At 72.3% G+C, this 19,484-nt stretch carries 10 protein-coding genes and 1 rRNA gene; 6 read left to right on the top strand and 5 right to left on the bottom strand.

The window, feature by feature from the left end; translation table 11 throughout:
- Window positions 1-202: 202 nt before the first annotated feature.
- From trmB to AB0E24_RS14305, 3 genes are all read right to left on the bottom strand, one after another.
- Entirely contained in the window at window positions 203-943 is a 741-nt protein-coding gene (gene trmB, locus AB0E24_RS14295; RefSeq protein ID WP_231981780.1) for a tRNA (guanosine(46)-N7)-methyltransferase TrmB, read from the bottom strand.
- A gap of 460 nt (window positions 944-1,403) precedes the next feature.
- A complete protein-coding gene (lhgD, locus tag AB0E24_RS14300; RefSeq protein ID WP_099014461.1) occupies window positions 1,404-2,636 on the bottom strand; it encodes an L-2-hydroxyglutarate dehydrogenase in 1,233 nt (410 codons plus the stop codon).
- Between the two features lie 316 nt (window positions 2,637-2,952).
- On the bottom strand, window positions 2,953-4,413 hold the full coding sequence (locus tag AB0E24_RS14305) for an NsdA family TPR-like regulatory protein (RefSeq protein WP_069872864.1): 1,461 nt from the start codon (window positions 4,411-4,413) through the stop codon (window positions 2,953-2,955).
- A 967-nt stretch (window positions 4,414-5,380) separates the two neighbouring features.
- On the opposite strand from AB0E24_RS14305, the gene AB0E24_RS14310 reads away from it, so the two are divergent.
- Window positions 5,381-7,468, top strand: a complete 2,088-nt coding sequence (locus AB0E24_RS14310; RefSeq protein ID WP_099014462.1) for an asparagine synthase-related protein — start codon at window positions 5,381-5,383, stop codon at window positions 7,466-7,468.
- Between the two features lie 249 nt (window positions 7,469-7,717).
- On the top strand, window positions 7,718-11,878 hold the full coding sequence (locus tag AB0E24_RS14315; protein ID WP_359376994.1) for an AfsR/SARP family transcriptional regulator: 4,161 nt from the start codon (window positions 7,718-7,720) through the stop codon (window positions 11,876-11,878).
- Between the two features lie 133 nt (window positions 11,879-12,011).
- Here the strand turns inward: AB0E24_RS14315 and AB0E24_RS14320 are convergent, their stop codons facing one another.
- The gene (locus tag AB0E24_RS14320; protein WP_167502600.1) at window positions 12,012-12,737 is read right to left on the bottom strand and encodes a TetR/AcrR family transcriptional regulator; all 726 of its coding nucleotides are present in this window, start codon (window positions 12,735-12,737) and stop codon (window positions 12,012-12,014) included.
- A gap of 321 nt (window positions 12,738-13,058) precedes the next feature.
- On the opposite strand from AB0E24_RS14320, the gene AB0E24_RS14325 reads away from it, so the two are divergent.
- Window positions 13,059-14,414 (top strand): NAD(P)/FAD-dependent oxidoreductase, encoded by a 1,356-nt coding sequence (locus AB0E24_RS14325; RefSeq protein WP_069872870.1) that lies wholly within the window; start codon window positions 13,059-13,061, stop codon window positions 14,412-14,414.
- Between the two features lie 235 nt (window positions 14,415-14,649).
- Window positions 14,650-16,596, top strand: a complete 1,947-nt coding sequence (locus tag AB0E24_RS14330) for an ATP-binding SpoIIE family protein phosphatase (RefSeq protein ID WP_174886405.1) — start codon at window positions 14,650-14,652, stop codon at window positions 16,594-16,596.
- Window positions 16,597-16,744: 148 nt separating this feature from the next.
- On the opposite strand, the gene AB0E24_RS14335 is transcribed toward AB0E24_RS14330, so the two are convergent.
- Entirely contained in the window at window positions 16,745-18,055 is a 1,311-nt protein-coding gene (locus AB0E24_RS14335) for an MFS transporter (protein WP_359376999.1), read from the bottom strand.
- A gap of 160 nt (window positions 18,056-18,215) precedes the next feature.
- On the opposite strand from AB0E24_RS14335, the gene AB0E24_RS14340 reads away from it, so the two are divergent.
- A complete protein-coding gene (locus tag AB0E24_RS14340; RefSeq protein WP_069872875.1) occupies window positions 18,216-18,767 on the top strand; it encodes a MarR family winged helix-turn-helix transcriptional regulator in 552 nt (183 codons plus the stop codon).
- A gap of 543 nt (window positions 18,768-19,310) precedes the next feature.
- Window positions 19,311-19,484, top strand: a 16S ribosomal RNA gene (locus AB0E24_RS14345); the annotation flags it as partial.

A 19,484-nucleotide genomic window follows, 5' to 3' on the forward strand; every position in this document is an offset into this window, starting at 1 on the left:
TGCGTCCTGCCTCGCCTCGTGAGGTACGCCATGCGCCGCCTCGTTCGGCGCTCCGTGCGGCGTGGCGTGCGGAGCGCCGTGCGGCGGCGTGGCCGATGGTGGTTCTGGCGGCTCTTGCGGGGGCGGGGACTGATGCACTCAACCGACCCTAACGAAAGGGGGAAGGGGGGACTCAGGGGTTATGCCCATCCCCTTGGGGTCGTTATGTGTCGTTGCGGCGGAAGACCAGGTCATGGACGAGATGTCCCTTGTCCAGCCCCTGGCTCTCGAATTTGGTGAGCGGCCGGAAGCCCGGACGGGGGGTGTAGCCGCCGTCGGCCTGGGTGTTCTCGAAGGCCGGGCTCGCCGAGAGGACCTCCAGCATCTGCTCCGCGTACGGCTCCCAGTCGGTCGCGCAGTGCAGCAGCGCACCGGGCTTCATCCGGGTGGCGGCGAGCTCGATGAACTCGGGTTGGATGAGGCGGCGCTTGTGGTGCCGCTTCTTGGGCCAGGGGTCGGGGAAGAAGACCCGCAGCCCGGAGAGCGAGGCGGGGGCCAGCATCTCCCGGAGCAGGATGATCGCGTCGCCGTTGGCGACCCGGATGTTGTCCAGGCCGTTCCGCTCCGCGAGCGCGAGCAGATTGCCCTGGCCGGGGGTGTGGACGTCGGCGGCGAGGATGCCCGTGCCGGGGTCGGCGGCGGCCATCTGCGCGGTGGCCTCACCCATGCCGAAGCCGATCTCCAGGACGACGGGAAGGTCCGGGCGCGGGCCCGCCTCAGTGGCGAATATCTCACCCAGGTCGATACGGCTCAGCCCGTCGATGTCCAGGCCCCACTGCGGCCACAGGCGGCGCAGCGCCTCGCCCTGGCCCGGGGTCACCCGGCCTCGGCGGGGGCGGAAGGAGCGGATGCGGCGCTCATGGTGCGAGCCCGCCGGATCGGCCACGGGGCCGCCGGGGAACATCGGCTCGCCGCGGTCACGGGGGGCGGCCAGAGCGCGCTTCGCGTGGGAATCGGGGGCGGTGGGATTCTCGGACACAGTGCTTCGATTCTACGGGCGGAGGCGGGGAGGACGGCGGGGCCGATACGGCGGCTGGGGGGCCGGGGGGCTGGGGCGCCGGGGGCGGGCCCGCCCCGTTGGGCGGTGCGCGGCCGGTTAAGCGGTGCCCGGCTGGTTGGGGCAGTGGGACGGGCAGCCGGACGTACGGACAGTGAGGCCCGGACGTACGGGCAGCCGGACGTACGGACAGTGAGGCCCGGACGTACGGGCAGCCAGGCCCGGACGTACGGACAGTAGGGCCGGGACGACGGGCCGTCGGGCCCGGACGTACGAGCAGCCGAGCCCGGACGTAAGACCAGCCCGATCAACGGGCAACCGGGCCGTGGGCCGCCAGGCGGTGCCGCCCCAGCCCTGCCGTACCCTCTTACCGCGCCCCCCGCACCCTGCCCGCCCCCAGCGTCTCCAGCACTCGGCGGGCGACCTCCCGGCCGATCGGCAGCGAGGCCGTGGCCGCGGGCGACGGGGCGTTGAGCACATGGACGATCCGGGGCGACTGCGAGATCAGGAAGTCGTCCACCAGCGTGCCGTCCGGCAGCACCGCCTGGGCGCGCACGCCCGCCGGGGCCGCTATCAGGTCGTCGGCCGTCACATCGGGTAGCAGGCGGCGCACGGCGTCGGTGAAGGCGCGCTTGGACAGGGAACGCCGCAGCTCACCCGCTCCGTACCGCCAGTGGCGGCGGGCGATCCGCCAGGAGCCCGGATACGCCAGCGTGCCGGCCAGCTCCTGCGGGCGCACCGTATGCCAGGCGTACCCCTCGCGGGCGAGGGCCGGCACCGCGTTGGGCCCGATGTGGACGCCGCCGTCGATGCCGCGGGTCAGATGGACGCCGAGGAACGGGAACGCCGGGTCGGGCACCGGGTACACCAGACCGTTCACCAGCGAGGCGCGGGAGGGCACCAGCTCGTAGTACTCACCGCGGAAGGGCACGATCCGCATGCCCGGGTCGTCGCCCGCCAGCCGGGCGACGCGGTCGCAGTGCAGCCCCGCGCAGTTGACCAGGGCCCGTGCGCGCAGGACGGTGCCGTCCGCCGTACGCACCGCGACCGCGGAGGGGCGCCGGCCGATGGTGCGCACCCGCGCCCCGTACCGCACCGAGGCGCCCGCGTCCTGGGCCAGCCGGGCCAGCCGGGCCGCAACCGCGCCGAAGTCGCAGACGCCCGTGGTGCCGACATGGATCGCGGCGAGGCCGCGCACCCATGGTTCGTACTCCGCGATCTGGGCGGGGCCCAGCTCGCGCACCGGGATGCCGTTCTCCCTGCCGCGCTGGACGAGGCCGTGGAGCCTCGGCAGCTCGGAGCGCTCCGTGGCCACGATGAGCTTGCCGGTGACCTCGTGCGGAATGCCGTGCTCGGCGCAGAACTTCACCATCTCCGCGGCGCCACGCGCCGCGAACCGCGCCTTGAGCGACCCCGGCCGGTAGTAGATACCGCTGTGGATCACGCCGCTGTTCCGCCCGGTCTGGTGGCGCGCCGGGCCCGCCTCCTTCTCGAGCACGGTCACGCGGGTGCCGGGCGCGGTGCGCGTGATCGCATACGCCGTCGACATGCCGACGATCCCGCCCCCGATCACCAGCACATCGCAGTCCAACGCCGTCACGCCATGTCACCTCCCCACGCGCCACACCGTTCAGTCGCCCGACCGTCGATCCCTATCATGACCTGCGCCGCTGACAGCGGCCCGAAACCCCTGCGAGGACTAGGGTCCGGGCTAGGCCCACCGGCCACGCCACCGGCCACGCCACTGGTCACACTGGTCACACTGGTCACGTCGGTCACACCGGGCACAGGGATCGATTCACACCGAGCCGATCATTCCGACTCCGGGCGACTCGCGTCTGAAGCGCTCGCTCCGGGCGGCGCTCGCCTCCGTGCTCATTCCGGACCGCTCCCGCCTCACCACTCGCCCTGGCCGCTCACGCCTGGGCCACCAGCAGCGGCCGGGCCTGCTCGCGCAGCTCGGCGACGCGCGGCTCGTCGCGGTACGCCTCGAGGCGCCGCATCAGGTCGCGTACGTACTCCGTGGTGCGCGCGGACGAGATCCGGTTGGCGACCTCCACGGCACGGGCGCCCGCCGCACAGGCCGCGTCCAGATTGCCGGACTCCAGTTCGGCGACGGCGGACACCACGAGCCGAAGCCCGTGCGACCGTACGAACTCCTCCGTCGGCCGGGCCAGCGCCTGCTCGGTGAAGCGCCGCACCTGGCGCGGCAGCCGGAGATCGCGATAGCACTCGGCGGCGTCGGCCGCGAACCGCTCATGGCTGTAGAAGTCGAGCCAGGACGGATCGGCGTCGCCCGCCCGCGAGCGCTCCAGCCAGCCCTCGGCGGACTTCAGGGCCGCGCCGCAGGCCGGGCCGTCCCCGGACTTGGCCTGGGCGCGCGCCTCCACGAGCCGGAAGAAGCTCATGGTGCGGGCGGTGGCCAGGCCGCGGTTGCGCTCCAGGGCGGCCTGGGCGAGGTCCACGCCCTCGTCGGCGAACCCCCGATAGGTGGCCTGGAGGCTCATCGACGCCAGCACATAGCCGCCCAGGGGGACGTCGGCGGCGGCGCGGGCGAGGCGCAGCGCCTGGATGTAGTACCGCTGCGCGGCCTCCTGTTGGCCGGTGTCGAAGGCCATCCATCCGGCGAGCCGGGTCAGTTCGGCGGTGGCGCCGAAGAGGGAGCGGCCGACCTCGTCGCTGTACGAGCCGAGCAGCAGGGGGGCCGCGTCCACCCGGAGGCATTCGGGAACCATGGACGAACGCCAGTCGCCGCCGCCGTACTTGGAGTCCCAGCGGCGCGCGTCCTCGGCGGCCTCGCGCAGCTTGGTGACATCACTGTGGCCGACGCGCAGCGGCTGTATGGCGTCCGCCGCCCCGCCGGCGGCGCTCGCGGCGGTGGCGCCGTCCTCGGCGTCCTTGGGCTCGCGGGCCACCGAACTGTCGGCGGGGGATATGAGCCAGCGCGAGGCCGGGGTGGCGTACGCGCTTACTGAGAAAGATCCGGCCAGGCTCTGCCAGATGCCCACCCCACCGCGCCGACCCGCGAGATCCAGCCGGTAGAGCTCGGTGGCGGAGCGGACGGCCTGGCCGATGTCGCGCGGGAAGGCAAGACCGACCTCGGGGGCCGGATCGGCATCGGCCAGGCCGATCTCATGCAGGGGGACGGGCCGCCCGAGTTTGCTGCCGATCGCAGCCGCAATCAGGTGTGGCGCGGCGCCTTGGGGGACCATGCCCTTGGACACCCAGCGCGCGACGGACGTCTTGTCGTAGCGAAGCGTCAGGCCACGCTGGGCGCCGAGGTCGTTGACTCTGCGCGCGAGCCCGGCATTGCTGATCCCAGCGAGGGCGAGAACGGTGCCGAGCTTTTCGTTCGGCCCGCGTGGCTCCCTGGACATGCGCACCCCTCGACAGCACCGACGGCCGCCCCTGCATAAGCGCGGGGCATTCGTAAACCCAGCGTAGTTCGCCGCATCCCGACCGTTAAGAGGTGGTGTCCCGGATGGCGAGATTCTTGTACGAACGGGCGTGCGGGGCGTGACGTGTGCTCCCGGTGTGTGTGGCTGTGCGCCCGTGTGTGCGCTCTGTCTCAGTCGCGGCGCGGACGTTTCGATGGATCCTGCGTGGGTCGGCCCGCTGTACTGGATCCAGTGGGCTGGGGGACGCCGCCGCCTCATTCCCCGCGGGCGGCGGAACGGTCCGGGAGGCGAATGCCGCCTCCCGGACTGTCGTGTCGGGAGGCGCGAGAGGCGGAAGTTGAGTACATACAGGGCGTCGGCAGGGCCATCGAGAGCGCCACGGCAACTTGGCTGAATATCGCCCCTCACGGCCGGGCTCCCGCGTCGGGCCGGGGAGGGGGAGGCCCGACGCGGGAAGCCCTTCTCGACGCGGATTCCGTACAGAACGCGCACGGAGCCCGTCCGGAGCGGTGCGCCGCGTAGCACACGCCGCGGATGTCGTCGTATGCGGCGGGCGCCACGACACGGAGCGCTTTGGCGCGTAAGTCCCCTGCCTGGTCCGCAGGTTGGCGACTTTCTGTGCGCCCCTTCGTGCGCCTCTTGTGCGCCGCTCCGCACACTCATCGATGCCCTTGCGCTCTTGTGCGCCCCAGTCGTGGCAGCATGGGCCACGGCGGAACGGTGGGTCGTTACCGGCGGTGGTTCCCTCATGAGCTCCTTACGGATGCCTTTTTGAGCGGTGCCAACCCCTGGGATCAACTCTGCGATTCCTGCGGTCATCTGTGGTCACAGGACATCCAGGAGATCCATGTTGTTGTCCGGTTCGATGCCGAAACCGTCAACATGCTGTGCATGATGGCACCTACTTCTTGGTTGCCCTGGATGCCCACAGCCTGTGGAGGCGGCGATGCGGTGGTTGGTGGGGTGGAGCAGTACCGCATCCGGCCCGGTCCCCCCGGAAGGCCGTGCGATCCAGCCGGTCGGTGCCCAACTCCTGTGGTCCGACCCCGATCCGCTATGGGCGGTCGGCGACTGGCGGGCCGATGAGGTACGCGTCGTCCAGGCCGACCCCTTCACCCGCCTCGCCGTCTTCGGCTGCTGCGGCGCCTCCGACGAGGAGCTGCGGGTGGGCCTGTTCGCCGCCCGCGGCGGCGCCCTGCGCCATCTGACCGCCTGGCCCGGCAGCTACACCGCCGTCGCCCAGGTCGGCCGCCGCGTCACCATCGTCGGCGACCTCGCGGGCGCCCGGCCCGTCTTCCACACCGACTGGGCCGGCGGCACCGCCTACGCCACGGCCGCGCTCCCGCTCGCCGACCTCATCGAGGCCCAACTCGACGTCGCCCACCTCGGCGCGCTGCTCGCCTGCCCCGACTCCCCGGAGGCCATGGGCGACAGCACGCCCTATATGGGCGTCAGACGCGTCCCCCCGGGCCATGCGCTGATCCTGCGCGACGGCGCCCGGGACATCACCGGCTACGAGCCCACCGCGTCCCTCGCCGTCGCCGCGCCCCCGCTCGACCAGGACACGGCCGTCGACGCGGTCCGGGACGCCCTCGTGGAGGCCGTACGGGCCCGGCTCACCGCCCCGCGCCACGCCCCCGAGACCGACGACCTCGACCCCGGCCCGGTGCCCGGCATGGGGCCCGCCGAACGGCGGGCGGCCCGCGGCGCCCCGGCCCCCGGCATCGGCGCCGACCTGTCCGGAGGCAGCGCCTCCGCCACCCTCGCACTGCTCGCCGCCGGTCTCCCCGGGATGCCCGGCACCCTCTTCGGGCACGGCACCGAGGCGGGCGAGCGGCTCCTGGCCGTCACCTTCAACGACCTCGCCACGGCGGGCGGCGCCCGCACCCGCGAGGCCGAACTCGAACGGGCCGGCGCCATCGCCGCCAACCCGCGGCTGCACCATGTGGTCGTGGCCGCGGGCGAGGAGGCCCTGCCGTACGCGGGCCTCGACATCGGCGCCCTTACCGACGAGCCCGGCCCCTCCCTCGTCATCGCGGAACGCCACCGGCGCCGACTCGCCGCGGGCAGCGCGGACCACTTCATCGGGCACGGCGCCCGCCAAGTGCTCGACGCCCACCCCGCGCGCCTCGCGGACCTGCTGCTCGACCGCCGCAGACGCCACCTGCTGCGCCCCGCCACCGCGCTCGCGAAGGCCGACGGCCCCTCCGCGCAGTCCTTCTTCGTGCCGTTCACGGTCTACCGGGCCGCACGACGGCTGGCCCGCACCTCCTACCGCGACGGCGTCCAGGAGGCCGCGGCGCGCCTCCTGGAGCGCCGCTTCACCGACGACCAGACGGTACGCGGCCCCGGCGCCGTATCCGCCTCCCTCGCCGCCCTGACGTGGTGCCGCCCCGGGCCCGCCGCCCGCTGGCTCACCGGCGAGACGCTCGCCGAGGTGTCCGTCCGGCTGGATGAGGCGGCCCTGCGCCCCGTACTGCTGCGCCGCCCCGGGGAGCGCCGCGCCGACGCCGCCCTCGCCCGCTACGCGGCGGACCACCGCGTCTTCGAGCAGGCCGCCGAGATCCGCAGCCAGCGTCTGCACGCACCCTTCCTCGACAACCAGGTCGTACGGGCCTGCCGGGCGCTCCCCGAAGCGCTTCGGGTGCAACCGGGGGCGCGCGCCGCCGTGCTGCGGACGGTCCTCGCCGGAGCGGGCATCCGGGAGCTTCCCCCCGGCTGGGGAGCCACCTCCCACGCCGCCCACACGGCCGCCGTACGGACCGGCATGCGCACCTGGACCGGCGAGCTGATGAACCTCTTCGACGCGCCGCTGCTGGCCGACGCGGGCCTGATCGAGGCCCGTGTCGTCCGTAAGGCGCTCCGCGCAGCAGCACAGGGGGAGCGGCTGCCCCTGGACGGCCTGGCCGAACTCGTCTCCACCGAAGTCTGGCTGCGGCGCCTGCTGGCCCGCCGCGGCACCTGCTGGACGGGCACGGCGGCGCCGCGGCAGCGGGCGGTGGCGGGCGGAGTGGTGCCGCGGCCGAGCCTGTGACGGCTGCCGCACCGGGGCGACACGAAGCCGCCCCGTGACACATCGCCCCAGGCGCCCCGCCGGGGATGGCCGCCGCCGATCAGGGAGCCGGGCGCTCACCGCGGACGAAGCCGACGTCCTTACGGCGGACGAAGATGTCCTTACGGCGGATGCAGACATCCTTACGGCGGACGAAAACGAAAGGCGATCTCCGCCCCCGTGCCGGACCATCTCCCCGGCGGCAATCGGCGACCAAGGAGAATGGCCCCTGTGCGGTATCTGATCCTCGGCACCACCGAAGCACGCGACGACCACGGCGCCCCGCTCCCCCTCGGCGGCCCCCGGATCCGCGCGCTGCTGGCCGCGCTCGCCGTAAGATCCGCACGCTCCGCCCCCGCCCCCGTCGACGTCCTGATCGACGAGGTGTGGGCCGCCGATCCTCCGCATGACGCGCCCGCCGCGCTCCAGGCGCTCGTCGGCCGGCTGCGCCGGGCCATCGGCAGGGACGCCGTCATCTCCTCACCCGGCGGCTACCGCCTCGCGACCGCCGCCCCGCAGGACGACGTCGACCTGCTGCTCTTCGAGCGGCTGACGAACGAGGGCATACGCGCCCTGGACGCCGACGACCCCGGGACGGCCGCCGCCACCCTCCGTAAGGCGCTCGCCCTGTGGCGCGGCCCGGCCCTCGCCGACCTGCCCGACCGGGAGACGGCCGCCGCCCGCCCCGAGGCGCTCCGGCTGACCGCCCTGCACCGCCGGATCGACGCCGACCTCGCGCTCGACCGCCCCACGGACGTCATACCGGAGCTGCGCGAACTCGTCGCGGACCATCCGCTCGACGAAACGTTCCACGCCCAGCTGATCCGCGCGCTGCGGGCGGCCGGTCACTCCGCCGACGCCCTCGCCGCGTACGAGGACGTCCGCCGGACCCTCGCCGACCGCCTCGGCACCGGCCCGGGGGCGGAGCTGAAGGAGCTCCACAGACAGCTGCTGACAACGGACGCCGGGCCTGCCGTCCGAGAGCCGCACGCCGCGCGCGGCGGCGCGTATACGGCGGAGGCCGGGGCGTCCAGGGCCGACGGCCATGGGGGGAGCGGCGGGACCGAGGCCGACAGCGGGGTCAGGGGGGCGTTCGACGGCCGGGACGGCTACGAAGCCAGGGGCGGGAGAGGAACCGGCGGCGGGGCCGGAAGCCGGGCCGCCGGCCGGGAGGCGGGTTCGCACACCGCAGGTTCACGCGGCGTCGGCTCACGTGGCGTCGGTATGGGCTCGCGCACCGCCCGCTCGGGCTCGTGCATCGCCGTGCCGCCTCTGCCGCACGGCAACCTCAGAGCCCGCCTCACCAGCTTCGTAGGCCGCCAGAAGGAGATCGGCGACATCCTCCGGGACCTGGACGGCGCCAGGCTGGTCACCCTCACCGGCCCCGGCGGCTCCGGCAAGACCCGGCTCTCCGAGGAGGCCGCCGCGACCGTGACGGACGGCTACCCGGACGGCGTCTGGATCGCCGAACTCGCCCCGCTCGACCAGCCCTCAGCCGTCCCAGGCGCCGTCCTGAGCGCGGTCGGCCGCCGCGAGACCACGCTGCTCGCCACCGGGCTCGAGAGCCGCGCCACGGGGGCGGACGGCGGCGATCCGACCAGCAGGCTCGTCGAGTACTGCGCCGACCGCAGGCTGCTGCTCCTGCTCGACAACTGCGAGCACGTCATCGACGCCGCGGCCCGGCTCACCGAGACCCTGCTCGCGCACTGCCCGGGGGTGACCGTGCTCGCCACCAGCCGGGAGCCGCTAGGGGTGCCCGGCGAGACCATAAGACCGGTGGAGCCGCTTCCGCCCGCCCCCGCACACCAACTGTTCGCCGAGCGCGCCGCCACCGTACGGCCCGGCTTCGACCCGGCGGCGGACCCGGACACGGCGGCCGCGGTCGCGGAGATCTGCCGCCGCCTGGACGGTCTGCCGCTGGCGATCGAGCTGGCCGCGGCCCGGCTGCGGCTGCTGACCCCACGCCAGATCGCGGCCCGGCTTGACGACCGCTTCCGCCTGCTGACCAGCGGCAGCAGAACCGCGCTGCCCCGCCAGCAGACCCTGCGGGCCGTCGTCGAGTGGTCCTGGGACCTGCTCGACGAGCGCGAGCGCACCGTGCTGCGCCGCGCCTCGGTCTTCGCGGGCGGGTGGACCCTGTCCGGGGCGGAGGCGGTGTGCGCGGACGGTCGGCCCGGTAAGAGCGCCCTTACGGACGGCACGGCCGCGGAAGACCTCATAGAAGACCTCATAGCGGCCGAGGAAGGCGTCACGGACGGCATAGCGGCCGGCTTCGACGTTCGTGACGCCCTTACGGACGCGACGGCGGGCATTCCGGAACCGGGCGACACGGTCGCGTACGACCACACACGCTCTCCCGCGCGCTCTCGTACGCGCCCCCACGTCCGGATCGCGCCCGCCGAGGTGCTGGAGCTGCTCGGGGCGCTGGTCGACAAGTCGCTTCTGATCGTCGACCACCCGTCGCACGGTTCGGCGACGGAGTCCGCCGGTCCGGCAGGCGGGGAGCCCCGCTACCGGATGCTGGAGACGATCCACGAGTACGTCGGCGAGCGCGCCACCGAGAACCCTGCGGCCCGCGCCGACCACAAGGCCACGGTCGCCCGTCACACCGCCCACTTCCGGGACTTCCTCCGCACCGCCGAGCCCCGTCTGCGCTCCGCCGAACAACTGCCCTGGCTGCGCCTCGTCGAGACCGACCTCGACAACGTCCGGGCAGCGCTGCACCGCTCCCTGACGATCGCGGACGAGGACTCGGTCTTCGCGCTCATCAGCGCCCTGGCCTGGTTCTGGTGGCTGCGCAACTACCGGGACGAGGGCGCCGCCTGGGTCGGCCGTGCCCTGGCCCTCGAGGACCGCCCCGACGGCGACCGCCCCGACGGCGGGACGGACGGCGAGGCGGACCGGGCGCCGGACGGGAGCGATCCCCTCGACCAGTTCCCGCGCATCCCGGCCCGGGCTCCGGACGGCGAGGACGGCGTCGACCGGGAGGCCACCCGGTACTGGCAGTTCATGGACCTGCGACTGCTGCTCTTCTTCCTGCTCGCGGAGCAGGGCACCGGTCCGGATCTGCGCGACCCCGAGATCCGGGACGCCGCCAGACGCATGCGCGACGCCTACGCGAGCCATCCAGGGTCCCGCACCGCGTGCTTCCCCGGTCTGCTGTGGCCGTTCACGGCCTTCGTCATCGAGGGCTTCACCGGTGAGCTGCTGCCGCTCATGGACCAGACCGTGGCCGGCTGCCGGAGGCACGGCGACGACTGGGCGCTCGGCGTCACGCTGATGTACCGCACCCAGCTCGCCATCGACATGCCGGGCGGCGTCGAAACCATCGACGACGACCTGGCCGAGCTGCGCGAGCTGGCCGCTCGCGTCGGCGACCGCTGGATGCTCGCCCAGGCGGAGGGCGCGCGCGGCGAGGTCGCCACTTTTCGCGGCCGGTACGCGGAGGCGAGGGCCGCCTATGAGAAGGCACGGCGGCTCGCGCAGGAGCTCGGCGCCCACACCGAGGTGCCGTTCCTCTTCACCCGTCTGGCCGATCTCGCCCTCAACGAGAAGGACATGGAGGGGGCGCTGGAGCTGGTGGAGCGCTCGGAGGAGGAGTCGGAGCGCTGCGGCACCCAGGATGTGCGGGCCTTCAACCACATCGTGCGCAGCGAGGCCGAGCTGCTGCGCGGTGATCTGGCGCGGGCGCGGACGTACTGCGACGCCGCCCGGCACCGTGCGCGTGGCACCGCACCGCCGCAGTTCTGGGTGGTGGCCAATGGTCTGGACGCGCGCATCACCGGCCTGGAGGGCGATCTGGTCGGCGGACTGCGCAAGCTGCGGAACACTCTGCGCGAGGGCCTGGAGATGAACTCCATGGAGCTGCTGCTGGCCCATCAGGCGGAGTCGGCGGCGGAGCTCCTGGCCGGATCGGGACGCGGACAGGAGCGGCTCGCCGCGCGGCTGCTGGGCGCCGCGGACGGCTGGCGCGGTCGGCTGCCCCGCTCACCGCTGGTGGCCGGGGACGTCGATTCGACCGTGGCGCGCGCGAGCGAGGTGCTGGGCCAGGACGCGGTGGAGCAGCTGCGTACCGAGAACTCAGCCCTCACCCCCGAGCAGGCCATCCGCCTGCTCGACGAGGCGCTGACCTCGCTCGATGCCCCTCTCGACGCCACCGGTGCGGCGGACGACCCCGACGTCTCCGATACCACCGACGCCTTGGACGCCTCCGAAGCGCGAACCGAAATCGCCGGCCAAGCTCAAACGGTCGGCCGAACCGAAACGGTCGGCCGAACCGAAACGGTCGGCCGAACCGAAACCGCCGACCGAACCCAAACGGTCGGCCAGGCCCAAGCGGCCGACCGGACCGAAACCGCCGACCGGGGCGCCACACCGCCGCCCGCCCGCTGACGCGGACATAAGCGGAGGCGCAACGCCCCGGCCGACAGTCATGTGTCCTCACTCATACGGAGGAGACGACACGCGGCCCCGGAAACCGATGCACGAACCGCGGAGCCCATGACCCGCTCCAGGAACGACGGCATCACCCCAAGGGGCGCGACCGCAGCCCGTCCAGCAGGATGTCCAGCAGCCGGGCGGATGCCGCTGCCTGCTGTGCCGCGTCCGGCAGCGAGGGCGCCGCCGTGGCGATCACCAGCAGCACATCGGCCACCGTCACATCCGGGCGCAGCTCGCCCGCGGCCCGTGCCCGCTCCACCAGCTGCCCGACGACCTCGAGCAGCGCCGCGGCGCCCGCGTCGTCCGGCTCGTCCTCGGGTGCGGGCGTCCGCTCGACCAGCCGCAGCTCAGGCTGAGCCGGTCCGGCTAACGCCGCCTGCCGCTGCTGCGGCAGCCGGATCTCGGCCTCGACCTCGACCCCGACCCGGAGCACCTGCGGCGGCAGCAGCCGGCCCGCGCCGGACGCCACCGAGGTGCGCAGGAACCGGGCCAGCGCGGACCATGGCTCGTTCTCCTGACCCAGCGCCGCCCGTGCCTGATCGGTCAGCCTTGCCGTCTCCTCCTCGGCTATGCGGCGCACCAGCACGTCCTTGCTGGGGAACCGCCGATAGACGGTGCCCACCCCGACCCGCGCCCGGCGTGCCACGTCCTCCATCGGAGCCCCGTATCCCAGCTCACCGAAGACCTCGCGCGCCGCCCGCAGGACGTGCTCCAGATTGCGCTGCGCGTCCACGCGCAGCGGTGTGTTCCGTCCGCCGTTTCCGTCCGACGATGCGACGGCTGCGGACCATGACGAACCCTGAAGGTGCATAAGTGATCCCCCGGTAATGATGTCTCCCCCCGGAGACTCCCCGCCCAGACTGTCGAGGCAGTCACAACCCCGACGAAGTACGAACATAGTTGAGCCCAGGTCAAGAAAGAAGAGGGTAGCTCGGGACAGAACGCCCCCCGATCAGAGCAGAGGACCGCCTTTATCGGACTCTCCGCCCGTCCGTCACCCCTCATCTCGGGGCTGACCTGCGGACATTTCGTACGTGTAACCGATTCCGTACCGGGGGCCGGGCCAAAACGTCCGGTCACACAATTCGCCGGGCCTGTGGACAAACCGCGGTCGCACGTGCCTCATGGGAGGGTGAAGGAACCCGCGCGCATTCTCGTTGTCGGTGGTGGCTACGTCGGGATGTACGCCGCGCTGAGCCTCCAGCGGAAGCTGAAGCGAGAACTGAGGCAAGGCGGCGTGCAGATCATCGTGGTCGACCCCGAGCCGTATATGACCTACCAGCCCTTCCTGCCGGAGGCGGCGGCCGGATCGATCTCCCCGCGCCATGTCGTCGTGCCGTTGCGGCGGGTCCTGCCCGACTGCACGGTCGTCATCGGCGAGGCCACCGCGATCCACCACGGCAAACGCACCGCCACCGTGAGAACCCTCGCCACGGAGGAGGAAGGCACCGGCACGGTCGACATCCACTACGACGAGCTGGTGCTGGCTCCCGGCTCCGTGTCGCGCGCCCTCCCGGTCCCCGGCCTCGCCGAATTCGGCATCGGCTTCAAGACCGTCGAAGAGGCCATCGGCCTGCGCAACCACGTCCTCGAACAGCTCGACATCGCCTCCTCGACCCGGGACCCCGACGTCCGCGACGCGGCGCTGACCTTCGTCTTCGTCGGCGGCGGATACGCGGGCGTCGAGGCGCTCGGCGAACTGGAGGACATGGCCAGGTACGCCGTCCGCTACTACCACAACATCTCCCCCGAGGATCTGAAGTGGATTCTCGTCGAGGCCACCAACCGAATCCTTCCGGAGGTCGGCGAGGAGATGGGCAAGTACGCCGTCCGGGAGTTGCGCGGCCGCAATATCGACGTCCGGCTGGAGACCCGGCTGGACTCCTGCGCCGACCGGGTCGCCGCACTGAGTGACGGCTCGCGCTTCCCCACCCGCACGCTCGTGTGGACCGCGGGCGTCAAACCGCACCCGATCCTCGCCTCCTCCGATCTGCCGCTGAACGAGCGCGGCCGGCTCAAATGCACCGCGGCGCTCCAAGTGGACGGCGTGGAGCACGCCTGGTCGGCCGGGGACGCCGCGTCGGTCCCCGATCTGACGGCCGACCGGCCCGGTGCGGAGTGCGCCCCCAACGCACAGCACGCCGTGCGCCAGTCCAAGGTCCTCGCCGAGAACGTGGTCGCCTCGCTCGCCGGCCGGCCGCTCACGGACTACGCGCACAAGTACGCCGGCTCCGTGGCTTCCCTGGGGCTCCACAGAGGCGTCGCACACATTTACGGGCGCAAGTTGAAGGGCTACCCGGCCTGGCTGATGCACCGCGTCTACCACCTCAGCCGGGTGCCGACGTTCAACCGTAAGGCGCGCGTGCTGGCCGAGTGGACCCTGTCCGGGCTGTTCAAACGGGAGATCGTCTCGCTGGGGTCGCTGGAGAACCCGCGCGCCGAGTTCAAACTGGCCGCGGACACCGGCCGCCATCCCGAGGCCAGTTGACCCGATCGGGGCGGAGCCGGGAACTCCCCTCCCACGATCGGCGTCTCACGGATGTCAGTCCGGTCGGCCACACTGGTCGTGTGACCATGGGTGGGCTCGTATCTGCAAAGAGTGACAATCGCGAGGATTCGGAAGTTTGCTGCATTCCCCTGGGGGCCGTCCCCCGTACCCGCACCCATCTCCCCGATCCCGCTCCGGCGCGCCGCTCAGCCACCACCCGACGAGGTAATCCGCAGTGAACTTCACGCGCTGGAGCGCCCGGCTCCCCCGAACCCAGCGACGCACCGCCGCCCGGGCAGACCGCGGTGCGCGGCGGCCCAAGCCCCCGGCCGCCGCGGGCGGCGGCTCCGTCCCGGCGGCCCGGGGCGAGCACGCCGACCCCTCGGGCCGTGGCGAGCCGCCCGCCGCCGCCCCTTCCGACGCCGCGCCGCCCGCCGCAGTGCCGACCCTTGACGGGCTGTCCGTCCATGACCTCCTCAGCCAGGTGCCGGCGCTGGTCGCGGTGGTCTACGGCCCCGAGCACCGCATTGCCTACCTCAACGACACCTATGTCGAGCTCTTCGGCTCCCGGGCCCCCGGCACACCCGCCCGCCAGGCCCTGCCCGAGCTGAGAGAGCTGGGGCTGCTGCCGCTGATGGACCAGGTCCTGCGCAGCGGCAAGCCTCGTACGGTCAAGTCCCGGCGCGTGCCCGCGGGCGGCCCCGCGACCCCGCCCGGGCCGCGGCGGGAGGGCACGGCACCCGGCCCCGGCCGGTCCCGCCACGGCTACTACACCTTCACCTGCTCCCCGATCGAGATGGCCGCGCCGAGGGCCGTCGCCCCGGCTGAGCCGGCGGGGGAGCGGGCCGTGGACGGCTCGCCGGTGGACGGAGCGATCCGGGAAGCCGCCCTCCGTAAGGTCGTCACGACCGAGGCGGTCGCCATGGAGACCGTCGCCACGGAGGCCGTCGCCCCCGGCACCACCACCGGCACGGTCGCCGCCGAGCCGGTCCGCGGCGTGCTCGTCTTCGGCGCCGACGTCACCGACCAGGTCGAGTCGGCGGAGCGGCTGCGCGCCAGCGAGCGCCTCCAGCGCGAGGCCGCCGTCACCCTCCAGCGCAGCCTGCTCCCGCAGGGGCTGGAGCAGCCCGACGATCTGCGGGTCGCCGCCACCTATCAGCCCGGCGGTACGGAGGCGGCGGTGGGCGGCGACTGGTACGACGTCATCACCCTGGGCGCCGGCCGCACCGCCCTGGTCATCGGCGACGTCATGGGCCGCGGGGTGCGGGCCGCCGCCGTCATGGGCCAACTGCGCACCGCCGTCCGCGCCTACGCCAGGCTCGACCTCCCGCCGCACGAGGTCCTCCAGCTCCTCGACGGCCTGGCATCCGAGATCGATCCCCACCAGATCGCCACCTGCGTCTACGCCGTCCACGACCCCAATGAGAACCGCCTCGTCTACGCCTCCGCGGGCCATCTGCCGATCCTGGTCCGCGACCCGGACGGCACCGTGCGCCGCGCCTCCGAGCCCACCGGCCCTCCGCTCGGCACCGGCGGCTGGCTGCACACCACCGGCTCGGTCCAGCTCGGCCCCGGCGCCAGCGCGGTCCTCTACACCGACGGCCTGGTGGAGCGGCGGGACAAGGACATCTACGACGGTGTGGCCGCGCTCGAGCGCGTCTTCGCGGGCGCGACCGGCTCGCCCCAGGTGATGTGCGACCGCCTCATCAGGGCCCTGGGCATCACCGCGGAGCACGACGACGATGTGGCGGTGCTCGTCCTCCAGCACCCCGCCCGTACGGGGCATGACGCGGAGCTCTTCCACAACGCCGCGCTGGAGCTCCTCGGCGGGGTGGAAGCCGCGCCGCGCGCCCGGGCCTTCGCCTCGGGGGTCCTCGCCAGCTGGCGTTTCCCCATGGAGCTGCGCGATCTGGGCGTGCTCGCCGCCAGCGAGCTGGTCGCCAACTCCCTTCAGCACGGCACGCCGCCCATGCGGCTGCGGCTGCGCCGCACCGACCGCCGCCTGATCATCGAGGTGACGGACGGCGATGAGCATCTGCCGCGCCGCCGCCGGGCCGAACCGGTGGACGAGGCCGGACGCGGCATCTCGATCGTCGCGACCATCGCCTCGTCCTGGGGCTCACGCCGCACACCGGGCGGCGGTAAGGCGGTGTGGTGCGAGTTCGCCCTGCCGGCGGACTAGCGAGCGCTACGAAGGGGTCCAGGAGCACGGGGCCGAGGGGGACAGGACGCCCCCGACCAGCACATCGCCCTGGCGCGGCGGGGCCGACTGGCTCCTGACCGCACCAGGGCGATGGCGGAATAGCGGGATGGCGGAATGCCCGACCGCCTCAGGCCGCGGTGATCACCTCGTCGGACGAGGCGGCCCGGGGTGCGGGCACCGAGGCACCGGCGATCGCCCGTAGGGGATTGTCCTGCTGGGGCGTGAGCCGCTTGCCGAGCCTCAGCGCGAGCGCGGTGATGGCGAGCGAGCAGATGATCAGCGCCACGATGTACGCCCCGTACAGCCCGGCGCCCGCCATCAGCCCGCCGACCGCCGGGCCCACCGCCAGGGCCAGCTGCTTCACCAGGGCAAACGCCGAGTTGTACTGGCCGAGGGCCGACGCCGGCGCGAGATCGGCGACCAGCGGGGCGACGGTCGGCGACAGCATGGCCTCACCGAGCCCGAAGAGCGCATACGCCGAGATGATCGCGGTGATGCCGACGGCCTGGCCCCCGGGCACCAGCCCGGCGGCCCCGGCGGCGAACCACGCGACCGTCCAGACCAGCCCGACCAGCGCGATCACCCGGCTGCGCCGCCGCCGCTCGACCAGCTTGAGCACAACGAACTGCGCCAGCACGATCGCCGCCGTGTTCGCGGCAAGGGCGACGCCCAGCATTGAGGGCGATATCCGCGCGACATCCACGGCGAACGCCGACAGCCCGGACTCGAACTGGCCGTAGCAGGCGAAGAACATCGTGAAGCCCAGCACGCACAGCTGCACCATGGCGCGGTTGCCGAGCAGGGCACGCCAGCCACCGGCACCACCGAGCTGCCCATCGGCGGACGGCACCGGATCGTCGAACACCGGCGTCCGCTCCAGCCTTACGGTCGCCACGGCCGTGGCGAGCGCCAGGAACATCACCGCGTCGATCGCGAAGAGCCGCACAAAGCTCGACGCGGCGGAGGTGTCCACCAGCAGTCCGCCGAGCAGCCCACCGACACCGAGGCCCAGATTGCCGAGGAAGAACTGGGTGGCGAAGGCCCGCGACCGGGTGACCGGCGTCGAGCACCAGACGATCAGCGTGGCCAGCGCGGGCTGTACGGCCGCTATACCCGCGCCCAGCACTCCGGCCGCGGCGATGACCAGCGGCTCGCTCGCCGCCAGCCCGAGCCCCATCGATCCGACGGCGGCGGCGATCGCGCCCGCGACGGCAACGGACAGCGGCCTTCGCCGGTCGATCAGCCGACCGATGAAGGGCAGCACGGCAAGCGCGGCCACGGCGAACGTCGCGAGCACCACGCCCGCGGTATTCGCGCCGAGATCCCGCACCCGCGCCACATAGACGAAGAGAAACGGGACCGTGAAGCCGTTGCCGAACGCGCTCAGCGCGTTGCCCAGCTGGATACGGCGCAGCGCTGCGCCCATCGCGGTGGTCACACTCACCTACCTAGGTCGAGGAGGGTCATGGGGACAGCAGGTCTGACCTGCGTGTCAGCCCGGAGGATCGACGTCTGAAGACTTCGAAGCTAAACTTCAATGATTAAGAGTACAGAAAGAAGGACTTAAGCGCCAATGAGTTTCGTGCCATACTCTCCACATGGCGGAGACCCCCGAGCCGGACGACCTGCTGAGCCTCGAAGACCAGATCGCGGCCTATCAGCGCGAGTTCCAGGGCCTGGACCCTCAGGTGGAGCAGGTGGTCAGCGCGCTCAGCCGGCTCACCCGACGTATGAACGTCGCCTACGGCCGTCAGTCGGCCACGCTGGGGATCAGCAACGCCGAGTGGGAGGTCCTCAAGGCGCTCGTCCTGTCCGGGGCTCCCTACCGACTGGGCCCCGGAGACCTGGCCAAGCGGCTGGGTCTGACCCCCGCCGCCATGACCCACCGCATCGACCGGATGGTCAATGAGGGTCTGGTCACCCGTGAGCGTGATGCCGACAACCGGGTCCGCGTCATCGTCGAGCTGACCTCCGACGGCCGGGAGAAGTGGATGGAGGCGATGCGCCAAGCCACGGTCTTCGAGGCGGACCTTCTCCAGGACCTCTCCAGCGAGGAGCGTGGAGCCCTCGGCGAGATGCTCAGCCGTGTATTGCGCCGGGTGGAGGAAGACCAGCCCGACGCCGAGGGACGGCTGACCGACCTCGGTTGAGGCATTTGGCCGAAGCGAGGTTGACACCGCCCCGGGCCATCCGTAACGTACTCCGAGCTGCCACAGAGCTGTAATGGTTCACTGGTCAGCACTTGAGCCGCACCGGCGGCAAACCACTACTGCACGGCCCCTCATCGGGATGGATTTCGGCATGCCGGAATTCGGACCGGGGAACTCGATTATGAGCATCCGGGGGAATCCGCTAAAGTGGTGGACACGCCGGAAGGCGCGAAAGACCCCGCTCCAGCAGGGGGCCGGATACGGAATTCGGATCGGAAACGGACCGGAAATCGGATCTGGTAAGGTTGGAAACACCGAAGGGAAGCGCCCGGAGAGACCGGTGAAACGGTTTCGAAGGAAGCGTCCGTTCCTTGAGAACTCAACAGCGTGCCAAAAGTCAACGCCAGATATGTTGATACCCCGTCCATCGGTTTGGACGAGGTTCCTTTGAAGAAGAATACACAGCGAGGACGCTGTGAACCATCGGGTTATTCCTCTGGTGGTTCCGCTCTCGTGATGTGTTGCCGGGATATCCCGGAGGCATTCACGGAGAGTTTGATCCTGGCTCAGGACGAACGCTGGCGGCGTGCTTAACACATGCAAGTCGAACGATGAACCGGTTTCGGCCGGGGATTAGTGGCGAACGGGTGAGTAACACGTGGGCAATCTGCCCTGCACTCTGGGACAAGCCCTGGAAACGGGGTCTAATACCGGATA

The organism is Streptomyces malaysiensis subsp. malaysiensis, from assembly GCF_040653035.1.
Lineage (GTDB): Bacteria > Actinomycetota > Actinomycetes > Streptomycetales > Streptomycetaceae > Streptomyces > Streptomyces malaysiensis.